Origin of the sequence: Paenibacillus sp. P22 (assembly GCF_000469945.2) — a bacterium.
Lineage (GTDB): Bacteria > Bacillota > Bacilli > Paenibacillales > Paenibacillaceae > Paenibacillus_O > Paenibacillus_O humicus.
In genome coordinates, this window is record NZ_CBRA020000057.1 from 1 (window position 1) to 10,359 (window position 10,359).

The 10,359-nt window shown below is 54.6% G+C and carries 10 protein-coding genes and 2 pseudogenes; 6 read left to right on the forward strand and 6 right to left on the reverse strand.

Features of this window, described 5'->3' with window-relative positions; genetic code table 11:
* Positions 1-73 precede the first annotated feature (73 nt).
* The 5 genes and pseudogenes from BN871_RS26740 to BN871_RS09710 all read left to right on the forward strand — a co-directional run bounded on the left by BN871_RS26740 (position 74) and on the right by BN871_RS09710 (position 1,903).
* Positions 74-296 (forward strand): annotated as a pseudogene (locus BN871_RS26740) (JAB domain-containing protein).
* Between the two features lie 77 nt (positions 297-373).
* Positions 374-523, forward strand: coding sequence for a hypothetical protein (locus BN871_RS27570; RefSeq protein ID WP_021877637.1), 150 nt, complete (start codon positions 374-376; stop codon positions 521-523).
* A gap of 10 nt (positions 524-533) precedes the next feature.
* Positions 534-965, forward strand: a complete 432-nt coding sequence (locus BN871_RS09700; protein WP_048745661.1) for a recombinase family protein — start codon at positions 534-536, stop codon at positions 963-965.
* Positions 966-1,132: 167 nt separating this feature from the next.
* Positions 1,133-1,336, forward strand: a pseudogene (locus tag BN871_RS30200) (recombinase family protein); the annotation flags it as partial.
* A gap of 48 nt (positions 1,337-1,384) precedes the next feature.
* Positions 1,385-1,903 (forward strand): zinc ribbon domain-containing protein, encoded by a 519-nt coding sequence (locus BN871_RS09710; RefSeq protein WP_269745414.1) that lies wholly within the window; start codon positions 1,385-1,387, stop codon positions 1,901-1,903.
* A 9-nt stretch (positions 1,904-1,912) separates the two neighbouring features.
* Here the strand turns inward: BN871_RS09710 and BN871_RS09715 are convergent, their stop codons facing one another.
* Entirely contained in the window at positions 1,913-3,724 is a 1,812-nt protein-coding gene (locus BN871_RS09715; protein WP_157060249.1) for an AlpA family transcriptional regulator, read from the reverse strand.
* A 392-nt stretch (positions 3,725-4,116) separates the two neighbouring features.
* Positions 4,117-4,596, reverse strand: a complete 480-nt coding sequence (gene rlmH / locus BN871_RS09720; RefSeq protein ID WP_048745665.1) for a 23S rRNA (pseudouridine(1915)-N(3))-methyltransferase RlmH — start codon at positions 4,594-4,596, stop codon at positions 4,117-4,119.
* 284 nt (positions 4,597-4,880) lie between these two features.
* Here rlmH and BN871_RS09725 point away from each other — a divergent pair, with 284 nt between their 5' ends.
* Positions 4,881-6,806, forward strand: a complete 1,926-nt coding sequence (locus BN871_RS09725; RefSeq protein ID WP_048745666.1) for an ATP-binding protein — start codon at positions 4,881-4,883, stop codon at positions 6,804-6,806.
* Here BN871_RS09725 and BN871_RS09730 read toward each other — a convergent pair.
* The 4 genes from BN871_RS09730 to BN871_RS09745 all read right to left on the reverse strand — a co-directional run.
* Entirely contained in the window at positions 6,795-7,046 is a 252-nt protein-coding gene (locus tag BN871_RS09730; protein WP_048745668.1) for an NHLP leader peptide family RiPP precursor, read from the reverse strand. The two genes, BN871_RS09725 and BN871_RS09730, sit on opposite strands and share 12 nt — an antisense overlap.
* Before the next feature lie 156 nt (positions 7,047-7,202).
* Entirely contained in the window at positions 7,203-8,273 is a 1,071-nt protein-coding gene (locus tag BN871_RS09735) for a glycoside hydrolase family 76 protein (RefSeq protein ID WP_048745669.1), read from the reverse strand.
* A gap of 125 nt (positions 8,274-8,398) precedes the next feature.
* Complete coding sequence (locus BN871_RS09740; RefSeq protein ID WP_048745671.1) at positions 8,399-9,916, reverse strand: glycoside hydrolase family 76 protein; 1,518 nt, start codon at positions 9,914-9,916, stop codon at positions 8,399-8,401.
* A gap of 63 nt (positions 9,917-9,979) precedes the next feature.
* On the reverse strand, positions 9,980-10,359 hold a 380-nt coding region (locus tag BN871_RS09745), incomplete at its 5' end, for a carbohydrate ABC transporter permease (RefSeq protein ID WP_048745672.1).

Sequence of the window (10,359 nt, forward strand, 5' to 3'; positions counted from 1 at the left end):
CTCAAGCTGTACAAAAGGCAATGTCATCGGCGCCKGCATCCTTTGCCTGAACACGAAGAACGAGCCGACCGCCATCCATCAGGTTTCTACCGGAACGCTGAACGCATCCTTGGTACATCCGCATGAGACTTTTAAACTAGCAATCCTCGCGAATTCCGCTTCAATCGTCGCTTGCCACAACCATCCTTCCGGGGCGTTTGCAAGACAGCGGATGCCTGCTTGGTATCGATCTTCTTGACCACATCATACTCGGAAACGGTAATTTCGTAAGCCTGAAGGAACGGGGACTGATGTAAATGCACAGTCCCATATCCAATGTAAACCAGAAATCATCGAAGTGAGGAAAACAGCTACAACCAAGGAGGAACTGAACATGGATATTAACCAGCAAACAAACGAGCAAGATCTGTTCATTGACGTTCTTGGCGACATGATCTGCCAGCTTATCAAAGAAGAGAATCAGCGACGCTTTGCTTTCTGGGAGCAGTTTATGAAAGACATTGGCGCACGGCGTATCGCGTAGAGACAATCCGGTGGGTATTGAACTGACATCCCTTGTCGACCTGTACCTTCGTGTCTCCACCGATAAGCAAGTCGACGGATACAGCCTGGACACCCAGAAGGCAGCCCTGCTAAACTACTGCCGAAAAGCCCAAATCAAAGTGTACAACATCTACGTTGACGCCGGAGTCTCTGGAAAATCTATCGAAAACCGACCGGAAATACTCGAACTGCTTAAAGACGCCAAGAACGGCTGCTTCGGTCAAGTCTTGTGCCTGCGGCTGAGCCGGATCTCTAGAAGACTAGCCGATCTCCTGCACATCGTCGAACTGCTGGATCAGCAAAATGTCAAGTTGCACAGCTTGACGGAAGATCTCCAGACGGACACCCCGGTGGGCAAGTTAGTCTTCAAGATGATCGACGCAGTGGCGGAAAACGAGCGGCGGAAAATTCCCAGAACGTAAGCCTCGGCATGCAACCGCGAAACAGGCTCGGCAAGTGGAATGGCGGCAATCAAGTGCTTGGGTACTGCTGGATTCCCGATGACCAGCACCAAACGGCACAAATCGTCCCCGAAGAAGCCGATCTGGTTAGATCCATCTTCGAATGGTAAGCCAGCTGCCTCGGTCTAAAGGTCATCGCTAACCGACTGAACACCAACAGCTACCGTACCAAGCGTGGTAAGAAATTCTACTCCGTCTCCGTACGTGGTTTGCTGACAAACGTGAATTACATTGGGAAAATTACCTATCGCGATGACAAGGGAGTGCGTGAGCTTGAATCCATCGGTTCTCTTGATCTCTGGGAAAGAGTCCAGGATCGGCTTACCGAATAATCCCATCCACCGACCAAGCTCACCTCTCGCCACTCCCCGCTGACAGGGCTGCTCAAGTGTCCGTCCTGCGGGAGCGGTATGGTCCCTGCCCATGTCACGCGCAAACGCAAGGACGGTACGAGTAAGGTCAATCATTATTACGTTTGCAGCCGCTACAATTCTGGCGGTCGCGCGTTCGCGGGACGACTGAACGACCTGAACAAGGAGCTAGACGCCGAGCTCACCCGCCGATCGAAGCTGCAGTTGGAGCTTCGAGACAATCAGGCCGAACCTGTCTCCTACGAGATCGTGCGCTCCCTGATGGACAGGTTCGACGCCCTGCTTCGTCACTCGCCGTTGCCGCAGCGCAAGACCCTGTTACACCTCATCGTGAAGCGGATCACGCTGGACAAAAGAAAGCGCGTCGGCAGCGTCGAGCTCGCCTTCAACGAGGAGACCGAGAAGCATTTTTTAAGCGTAGCCCCTTCCGCTGAACCGATAGCTGAAGTGGCTTTTCCTTTGTCCGGAAAAGCCCAAAAAAGTCAAAAACCGACTAGATATTACGATCTGAACACCGCATCAGCCTAGGATAATAAATCAGAATCCAGTTAGTTTTATTGCATTCAATGCTTCCATCTCAGTCGTCTCATAAAGAACCCCCGTAGCATTGAGTACGGTCAACCAAACCTTATATTCAGCTAATTTCTGCATTCCGCCGATGTAGCAATTCTTAACCAGCGCAAATAGTGAGTCGGAATGACGGTGACGAAGGCCTGTTTCCTTAATAATTTCAAGTTTCTTCAGCCCGTCACCCTGAGGTGTTACAGAAACATAGTCCCAAGAGTTACTTTGAACACCATTGTCCTCAAAAGTTTTTCGGTATGAGTACGACATATGTCCACCATTGACTTGGTTAATAGCCGTCAACAATTCCTCTGCCAAAATAGCTTCAGTAGTCAACATTGTCACAGGCGGTCGATCTTCAAATGGGTGTCCGCCGTGCCCGATTCCAATGTCTGTCTTTATACCCTTAGTCAAAGCGCTGTAGACATACTTTATGCAGTTCTGCTGCCAAAGCAAAGGGAAGTTCTCGCTAGTGAAGCACGAAAAGTAATCGTATAAGAATTTCAATTGATTTCTACAAGCATTTTGTGCTTCCATCAAGAGCCGATAGCCATCTACTGTCATTACCCGATTATGTTTTGAATCTCTAAAGCGAGGAAAATAATCATCGCTTTTTGAGCGTTCTTTTGAGGAGAGCCCCCCAAGTAAGTTTGTAAGAAATTCAACAATTAAATCTGAGGAAATAGACTCTTCTTGAATGGTTGTCGACAACTTAGCCTCCAAACCCGTCAGATCCTCTGCTTGAAATGCCTGACAAATCTTCTCCCCAAACCGTTGCTGGAACATAATTTCGGACTGGCTGTTCTTTTTCTCCTTCATGATGGGGATGCCCAACACCGATTCCGCTGGCTGTAAAACGTCCAATGAGGATTCAATAATGCGGCTCTTAAGTCCAGTAAAGCATTCCTCAAACCGCTTCATAGCCCTTTCAGCTGCCCCTTGCATTTGGCTATATTCATCCTCATCATCACAACTCGAGTTTGTCCGATATAAGAAACAAGCCTTACTAGATGCAACAAGCGGTGCCATTGCCTCAACCAGTGTTACAAAGCTTTTGTTAGCTTCAGCCATACCACTATCAGCTAATACAAATAATACAAGGTCTGCCTTCTCAACTGGAACCACCCCATAGTTTTCAGCAACTCCAGGAGTATCGGTTATAATTAGATAGTCCAGACTGTTGGTGCGCATGATCCGTCGGGCAAACTCACTAGCAGGCGAGAATATTTCAATATAATGATAGTGTTCTCCCTTCTCCCCATTCCATCCATTTTGACGACACTCTCTGAGATAATTATTTACCTCGTCTAGAAACCGAGTCAGTCTTTCAGGTGTTAGAGGAGACTTCATGCCATTCATTGTCTCGTCGGTTGAATGGAAAACGGCAAAACCCTCATCCAGGCTTTCCCAGATTACGTTTTGCACCTCACATTGTGTGAAGTCATCGCCTTCACGACTACATGCAGTGCGATAGCCATATGTATCACTTGAAAACATTGAAATGAGAAAGCTTTTTCCTACACGAGGACGACCGCAAACAGCTAAAACTTTGTAACGCCCTGACTTAGGATTAGGCAAAGAACGACGTACTCCTTCACGCCCATGTACCCTCATCCACGACTCCACCTCACTAATGTGAAATAGAGGGGTAGCGGTTAGCTTCTTAATAGGTTCGGGGAAATCATCATATCGGGTCCGCAAATTTGATAAGCCTGCAGTACTCATTCCTAACAGTTCAGCAATTTCCTTAGCTCCGGCAATTTCAGATAATCGTATGGTATCCATCAACATCATCCCCTCTGATCATCACTCACTATTTTTTGTGAGTGATGTTAACGGAAATATAAATAATTACTCACAAGTTGTCAACATGCGAACTTGAACTTATTTTTGATGCCTAAAGATTTTCAGGCCTCATATCTTGGACAACAGCAAACAACCTCTATCCACTTTGCACTGAAATTGCTTTCTTTTTACGAAAATAAAAATAAAACCCGTTTTCCAGCGTGGGATAACGAGTTTCTAATCCAGAAGATTATCTTGGCATTCTCATCTCAACAATTAATCTGTAGCAGAAAGAAGCACGCCCACTTGCACAATGTTCTTACTCCGATTTCCACCTACTCCTCGGGAAAACTTTCCACACCCAGCACGCGACAAATACTTAAAATTTCGCTCTACTTATGGTACGGTTCCCCCCGGTTAATCTTCACTGCCCGGTACACCTGCTCCGTCAGCACCAGCCTCATCAGCTGATGGGGCAGCGTCATCCGGCCGAAGCTCATGCGCTGCTGGGAGCGCCGCAGCACCTCGTCGGACAGCCCGTGGCTGCCGCCTATGACGAACACGACATGGCTGGTCCCGTAAGTGCCCAGCCGGTCCAGTTCACGGGCAAGGTCCTCGGAGCTCCAGAGCGCTCCGTCGATGGCCAGAGCGATCACATGCGCGTCCGGCTTGATCTGGGTCAGGATTCGCTCGCCCTCCTTGGCCTTCACGATCGCAACCTCTGCGTCGCTGAGCGTGTCGGGAGCCTTTTCGTCCGCAACCTCGATGACCTGAAACTTCAAATAAGGCGCCAGACGCTTCGCATACTCCGCGATTCCCTGCACCAGGTACTTCTCCTTCAGCTTGCCGACCCCAACGATCTGTACGAGCATAATTCCTCCTCTATATCCTCGCTCGAATGACCAAGCGCGATTGTCCTCACCGGGAACTTCCTTCTGCCGCTATCATACCGCAAAGCGGCTCCGAACCCTAGTCTCGACCGGCGCAAGGACAGAGAGAAACCTCCCTCCATTCCGCTGAGATGCTTCTCTTTCCCACCCTTTCCTCCAAGCCCGATTTGCAACACGAAAATTACTCGGATTTTGTCGGAATTTGCGTACAAGTCAAGGGATGTCGCGGTATAATTCGAGGAAGATCGCGTTCGACGGAGGAATCTATGAAACCGCTTCGTTTCCTTTACACCTTGGCTACTCTTGTTGTCGCAGCAGTCATTCTGCTGTCATGGCCTGCGATGAGCTGGGCTTCTACGCCGCAAGCCCCCCTGGACCGCTGGCAGGTCATGCCGATCGCAACGGAAGAGAAGAACGGAGCCTCCCCTCCCGCCAGCGGCTCCTGGGAGGAAGCCGGCACGGACAATACGCTTGTCGAGCTGCCCGATGGCGCCAAGGGCGTCTGGATTCGGCTGCAGGTGCCGGCGACAGATGCCTGGCGTCGGCCCGGCCTGCTTGTAGGGCGCATGTATGGGCTGGAGATGCAGGTCTACCAACGCGGAGAGCTGCTGTATGAGTCCCGGCGCGGCTTCGAGTTCGATCAGACCCGGCTGCTGCTGCCGCTCGACGTATCCGATCGGGGAACCGAGCTGGATGTACGCATCGTGACGACGGCCGGGAGAGCCGGATTCCTCTCTTCCGTACGGCTCGGGGAATTCGACGATCTGGAGAAAGGCTACATCCGAAAAGAGCTGCCGAGCCTGCTGCTCGGCGTCTCGGTCGTTTTTCTGGCGCTTCTGATGTTCGTCTGCTCCAGCTTCCTGAGCAAGCGTCAGCGCAGCTTATGGATTTCGCTCTGCGTCATCGCGCTTACGGCAGGCATTCTGATCGCAGCCTACTCTCCGCTGCTGTACCTGTATTATCCATCGGCAGGGCCCTTCTTCCTGGCGTTGTTCGAGCTGTCTCTGTACACGATGTTCCCTGCACTGGGCTACTTCGTCAACGAGACGTTGGAGCGGAAGTCTCCCCGGTTCCTCCGCTTCAGCCGGTGGCAGGCCTGCTATTCGGCTTTCGGCATTGCCGCCTACATCGCCTACAAGCTGTCGGACGGCAAGCTCTACAGCTTCTACTCGATTGTCTCGGTCATTGCGATCGGCCTGCTGATGCTGGTGCAGCTGCTCTGGATCTCCTTCCTGTCGATCGCCCACGGGCGGCGCGGCGACCGTCAAGCGCGAGTGCTGTCGGCCGGTCTGCTCGCTTTTGCCGGCTCCAGCGCCACCGATTTGATTTTGTACTACGCCAGCGGCAAAAGCTATGTGCTTTTTCTCTGGAAGCTCGGCGTGGTGGCCTTCATCTTTTCGCTTGTCGTCATCCTCTCCCGCCGCGTTTCGTCCGACTACAAGACGCTGCTGTCCTACTCCCACCAGCTGGAGCTGTTCAACCTGAGGCTGGAGCGGACGGAGAAGATGAAGATCATCAGCGACCTGGCCGCATCCGTGGCGCATGAAGTGCGCAATCCTCTGCAGGTCACGAGAGGCTTCCTTCAGCTCCTCGCCAAGAAGGACGACGCCAAAAGCCAAAGCTACATTACGATCGCCGTCAGCGAGCTGGACCGCGCCGCCGAGATTATTACCGACTTCCTCACCTTCGCCAAGCCTGAGCTTGAGGTCGTCTCCCGAATCGAGATATCCGAGCTGCTGGAGCAGCTGGATCTGATCATGAGACCCCATACGTCTATGAACGGGGGAAGTCTGGCGATCTACTCCGAGGAAGGGCTCGCGATCATGGGCAGCGCCTCCAAGCTGAAGCAGGCACTGATCAATCTCATCAAGAACAGCGTGGAGGCGCTCGGGGAGGACGGATTGATCGAGCTGACCGCTTGTGCAGAAGGCGGAGAGGCCGTGCTGCGGATCAAGGACAACGGAGAGGGCATGGACGAGGAGCAGCTGTCTAAGCTCGGGGTTCCTTACTTTTCGACCAAGTCGAAAGGAACAGGACTCGGAACGATGGTCACGATGAGGATCATCGAGGTCATGAATGGCAGCATCACCTTCAAAAGCCAAAAAGGAAAGGGAACCGAAGTGACGATTCGGTTCCCCCTTGTGCAGCAGCTCGCTTCGGAGCTGACAGCCGCTTCTATATTACCAGACTAGCTCGACGTTGCCAGCCGCGTCAACGGAATCCTCCGGTTTCGGCGGCACCACGAGGTAGAAATGCTTGTCCGCTTCTGCCACGGCCGTGAGCTGGATGTCATCCGGCAGTTCAACGCCGAATGCTTCCTTGATGGCGGCTTTGGGATCGGCAAGCAGCTGCTTTTTGAAGGTTTCGTCCTTCCATGCTTTTTGAATGATCTGCACTTTCAACGATTGGGATGAGCGGCGGCCATAGTTCATGCCGGGCTGAATGTGCCGGGAGAAGCCTCATTCGTGCGGCAAGCTTCTGGCGAGCCATAGGAGACAATAGGACCGACACGAAAGAGGAGCCCCTTCCGGGACTCCTCTTTGCTTTGCGGACCGTCCGCAGGAAGAATGCACGGCCATACCGGACGGTCATGGATACGCGATGCCCGAATCCGGCATCGCCGCCAGACCTTTTTTCTCCATCGCCGCCAGCTGCTCCAGCAGCATGATGCCGCTCAGCTGGGTGCTCAGCGTCACTCTTTCCTCCGGCGGCTCCGACCAGCACGTGCTGAACACCTGGCGCCGGGGATCGCGTCCGCGGCTCCACAGCGAAGAGGCTTGAGCTTCCAGCAGGCGGGTTATGGCCGTCTCCTGTGGAGCTACGGCAACGAGCTCTCCCAAATATCGGACCAGAATGCCCTTGAACAAGCCGCCGTCTCCGTCCCCCTCCTCGGGCAGCAGGCCGCTCGCGGGATGGACCAGCTCCCTCCGCATCGCTTCCGCCGTGCGCACGGCATCCTGCAAATAGCTGCGATCGCCCGTGATCCGATACAGCTCCACGCCGGCGCCGATATAGACGCCCTGGCAGTATGTGAATTTCCAGTCCTTGTCGATCGTCCCGTCGCCGGTGCGGTTCATGCCGTCCCAGACAAAACCGGTCGCAGCATCGACCAGATTGGCTTTCAGCCATTCATAAATTTTGAGCGCCCAGGCCAAATCCTCCGGACGGCCCGATTGCCGGTGCAGCCTTGCCGCCAAAATGGCCGCCGGCGCGTTGGCCGGCGTGTTTTTGTAATCGAGCTGGGATTTCTGCCAGGCGATGCCGCCGCCCATATGGCTGTTCCAGCCGGTCTGGATATCGGCCCAGAGAATGTCGGCCGTCTCCTTGTATTCCTTCCTGCCTGTCGCCTCAAATGCGCGAAGCCAGGCAATAGCCATCCACTCCATATCGTCGTAGAGCTCATTGGGCCAATCGCCGCCATTGCGGCGGACAATGCCGTCATGGAGCTCCGCCAGCCGATCCGCATAGACGGAACTTCCTGTCCGGAGATAGCCGTCTACCAAGGCGTCGACCGCATGAGCCATCCACCAGTAGTGGAAAATGGTGTTGCACTTCCCGTCGGGACATGGAATTTCAATGTCGTACAGTTGAATGGAAGGATTCCAGTACAAGTTTTCCAGCGCCTGCTGCGCCTGCTCGGCACGTTCTGTCCAAGTCATGCTGCTCACTCCCTGTCTTCTTGCAGGCGGGGCGAAAATGCGCTGCACGGCTGCCCGCTCCGAGACTCCCGCGCAAAAAAAGCGCTCCGTCCCCGCCCGCGTCTATCGTCCAGCCGCTCTGCTTGTCACAGTCCGGAGATCTTATCCAGATTCACATAGTTGCTGTTGCCCTTGCTGCTGTCATAACCGATGACGATCGTATTGAAGCCCGCGTTCAGGTTCACGTTAAGCGTCACAGTGCCCCATGTTCCCCAGCCGCCTGTGCTCGGCAGGCTGAGGTTCGCGGCCGCGACAGAGCCGTTGACCGATACATAGCGGGAGGCATTGCCGGCTCCTGCAGCGTAGCGGATCGTGACGGTCCTCGTGGAGGCGCTGTTCTGATTGACATTGAACGTGACGCTCGTTCCGTTCGTGTTCCACCCGGCCAGATACCCGCGGCCCGAGTAGCCGGACTGGACCGCCTCCGTGCCGATTCCGTTCAGCCTGGCGTTTTCGGCCTCGTAGACGCCGTTGCCGGCGATGTAGCCGGTATAGTTGTCGGCCGGAACGAACTGCAGGATCGAAGCGCCCGCAGCTGCCGCCAGGCTCTGCACGTAGCCGCTTCCGGTCGGCGCCGTCCAGTCGCTGCCGATGACGTTGTCCGAGATGCGGCGGTGGTTGTAGGCCTGCGTCGCGTTTTGCTGCAGGAAGTTCAGATACGAGGCGTTGTTTGTAGCGATGCGAAGCTGGTTCAGGTTGCGCGCGAACACCATTTTGAAGCCGGCCCCGTCGTCCTCCCCCTCATACGGCAGCGAATAGGAGAGCGTCATGTTGTTGATGACGTAGTTCGCGGCATTGTTGGCGTCGGTCAGGTAGCTGCTCGTTCCCGTCGCCTGATAGAGGGCCAGCGCCGCCCCCAGGAACGTTCCGTAGTTGTACGTGAAATCCCAGTTCACGGCCGTGCCGCTGCCGGAGCCTTCGATATGGTCGTTGATTTTGCTGCCGGATACGAGCCGGGATTTCAGCCAGGCATACAGCCCCTGGGCTTTCGTCAGATATCCGTTGTCGCCTGTCGCATTTTTCAGCTTGATGGCTGTCATGATCATCGGCGCGTTGGTCGCAACGTTTTTCTGGGGCGAGGTTCCATCCCGCTTCCACCAGATGCCGCCTCCGTACGTGCTGTCGTTGAAGGCATAAATCTGATCGAACAGGAAGGAGGCCCGGTTCCGGTATTCCGCCGTTCCGGTCAGCTCATAAGCCCGCATGCAGGCCAGCGCCCACCAGCCCAGGTCGTCATTGAAGTCATTGGCCATCATGTCGGCGTACTTGGCGTTGAAGCCGGCATATACGTCGTCGATCATCGTCCGGTAGACGGAGCTGTTCGTCCTCTGATAGGCATCCATCACCGTCTCCCAAAGCTGCGCTTCCCACCAGAAGTCGGTATACAGGCCTCCGTTCGGCCCGCTGGCATGCGAGTGGACGGCGTGATCGCTGTTCGTGTAGAAGTATTTGGCGGAGGAATCGTAAAAGGTGTTGATCAGTCCGTTCATGGCCGTGTCGGCATTGGCGGATGTGAACGCGGCTGCCGGCTTCGCTCCGCCGAAGGCAGGCAGCGCCAGCGCAGCCGCAACGACCAGAATCGCGATGCGTTTTCCCAAGATCATGTCCAAGCACTCTCCTTTGGAAAGGGTTCTATTGCTGGCCTCGCATTCGCAAAATCCGCTTTGTTACCCCTTGGTGCCGCTGAACGCGATGCCTTGCACAAAATACTTCTGAAGCATGAGGAACAGCACGAGAATCGGCAGCGTCGCGATCAGCGCGCCTGCCATCATCGGGCCGAAGTCGGTCTGGTGGTTGTACGAGAACGCCTGCAGCCCCATTTGAATCGTCGCCTTCCCGGGATCGTTCAGAATGATCATCGGCCACAGGAAGCTGTTCCAGCCCGCCTGGAATGTGAAGATGCCGAGCGTCGCCAGGGCCGGCTTGGTCAGAGGCAGGTAGATGTTCCAGAAGATCCGGAACTCTCCGCAGCCCTCGATCCGGGSTTGCAGGTTACCCGATGAATATGGAGACGATTTGCCTGCCTTTTGGCCAGCCGCCTTGCCGA

What these genes read in the sequence shown, in the direction of transcription:
- BN871_RS27570 (WP_021877637.1), top strand. Translation starts at nt 374, where the DNA reads ATGGATATTAACCAGCAAACAAACGAGCAAGATCTGTTCATTGACGTT.
- BN871_RS09715 (WP_157060249.1), bottom strand. Translation starts at nt 3,724, where the DNA reads ATGGATACCATACGATTATCTGAAATTGCCGGAGCTAAGGAAATTGCT.
- rlmH (WP_048745665.1), bottom strand. Translation starts at nt 4,596, where the DNA reads ATGCTCGTACAGATCGTTGGGGTCGGCAAGCTGAAGGAGAAGTACCTG.
- BN871_RS09725 (WP_048745666.1), top strand. Translation starts at nt 4,881, where the DNA reads ATGAAACCGCTTCGTTTCCTTTACACCTTGGCTACTCTTGTTGTCGCA.
- BN871_RS09730 (WP_048745668.1), bottom strand. Translation starts at nt 7,046, where the DNA reads ATGAACTATGGCCGCCGCTCATCCCAATCGTTGAAAGTGCAGATCATT.
- BN871_RS09735 (WP_048745669.1), bottom strand. Translation starts at nt 8,273, where the DNA reads ATGACTTGGACAGAACGTGCCGAGCAGGCGCAGCAGGCGCTGGAAAAC.
- BN871_RS09740 (WP_048745671.1), bottom strand. Translation starts at nt 9,916, where the DNA reads ATGATCTTGGGAAAACGCATCGCGATTCTGGTCGTTGCGGCTGCGCTG.